This window comes from Streptomyces ziwulingensis, from assembly GCF_039542605.1.
GTDB lineage: Bacteria > Actinomycetota > Actinomycetes > Streptomycetales > Streptomycetaceae > Streptomyces > Streptomyces ziwulingensis.
This window is the reverse complement of sequence record NZ_BAABIG010000160.1, coordinates 1-1,420: the sequence shown is the minus strand read 5'-3', so window position 1 is coordinate 1,420 and position 1,420 is coordinate 1. Positions and strand designations below refer to the sequence as shown.

Sequence of the window (1,420 nt, the reverse complement as noted above, 5' to 3'; positions counted from 1 at the left end):
CGCCGACCGTGAGGGGCCGGTTCCGGGGCAAGCCCCGGCTCGCCGTCGACAACCTCGGCAACACCAAGGTGACCGCGTCGGTCGCCGGCAGCGACACCGGCGACCACCTCTCCTACGACCTGCGTCCGGCGAGCGTGCAGATCGAGCCCGGACGCGCGGTGTTCGTGAAGGGGACGCTCCGCCCGCAGCGGGTGATCTGGTTCGGGTCGAAGGAGGAGCGGCCGTACAAGCTGGCCGTGCAGCGCTCGGGGGTCGAACCCCTCGACGTCGACGGCACCTACGTCCAGCGCAGTTTCCTGCCGCGCTGGCTGGCGACCTTCCTCGGCGTGTTCCTGGCGCTGGCCATCGCGTTCGTGATGATCTGGCTCGCCTACAAGCCGCAGGTGCGCAGCCTCGCCGCCGAGCAGCTCGAACAGGCGGGCGTCAGCACTCTGCCGCCGTCCCCGTCCGCCGAGCCGGTACCGGTCCCGGAGCCGTCCGCGCCGAGCGCGGCGGCCGCCCCGGTGATCCCCACGCCGGCCCGGACCCCGAAGGACGGCGGCAGCGGCAGCGGTGGCGGTGGCGGTGGCGGCGAGGCGACCAAGGAGGCGAAGGCCGAGGAGCGGACCGCGGCCACGGCGGTCCTGGAGATCGCCGCGCGCAGCGAGGGCCGCCACATCTGCTACCGCGCCTATGTGGCCGACCAGGGCTGGCAGGAGCCGGTCTGCGACGGCGCCGAGGCCGGCACGGTCGGCAAGGGCCTGCCGATCAAGGCCCTGAACATCGCCGTCGCCGGCACCAAGGGCGTCGAGGGCAACGGCGCCCATGTCGTCGAGGGCTGGCTGACCGGGAGCAAGTGGGCGAGCGCGAAGAACGGCGTGGACATGTACCTGGGCTCCACCAAGGAGGCCGTCTCCCCGCTGCAGGGGTTCACCGTCGGCGTCAACGAGGGCTCCGTCTGCCACAACGCGAACGTGAAGGACCGCGGCTGGCTGGGGATGGGCTGCACCAAGCCCGCCGAGTGGATGTACGGCGGCAGCCCGATGGAGGCCAGACTCCAGCTCGAAGCGGTCCGGTTCACGGTGTGAGCCGGGCCCGGCGCGCACCGGCGGGGACTGTGGGGGCAACCCGGTCTGCCCGCCCGTCTCCTGACGCGGCGCGGGCCCTCCCGTAGCGTCGGGGCGTGAGCCTGTGGACCTCTCTAGAGCCCGCCTCCACCACGGTGGACCCCGGCAGCAGTACGCGAGTACGGCTGCGGGTGCGCAACACCGGCGACGTGGTGGACGAGTACCGGTTCGAGCCCGTAGGGGATCTCGCGCCCTGGATGACGGTGGAGCCGCAGACGGTGCGGCTGTACCCGGGCACGACGGGGACGGTGGAGCTGGCCTTCGCCCCGCCGCGCACGCCCGACGCGGCGGCGGGTCCGAACCCGTACGCGGTA

General features: G+C 73.2%; 1 protein-coding gene and 1 pseudogene. Both read left to right on the top strand.

What is annotated here, in order from left to right:
• Positions 1 to 1,067, top strand: a 1,067-nt coding sequence (locus tag ABEB00_RS35905; RefSeq protein WP_345624929.1) for a hydrolase, incomplete at its 5' end; no start/stop codon positions are given.
• Between the two features lie 95 nt (positions 1,068 to 1,162).
• Positions 1,163 to 1,420 (top strand): annotated as a pseudogene (locus ABEB00_RS35900) (peptidoglycan-binding domain-containing protein); the annotation flags it as partial.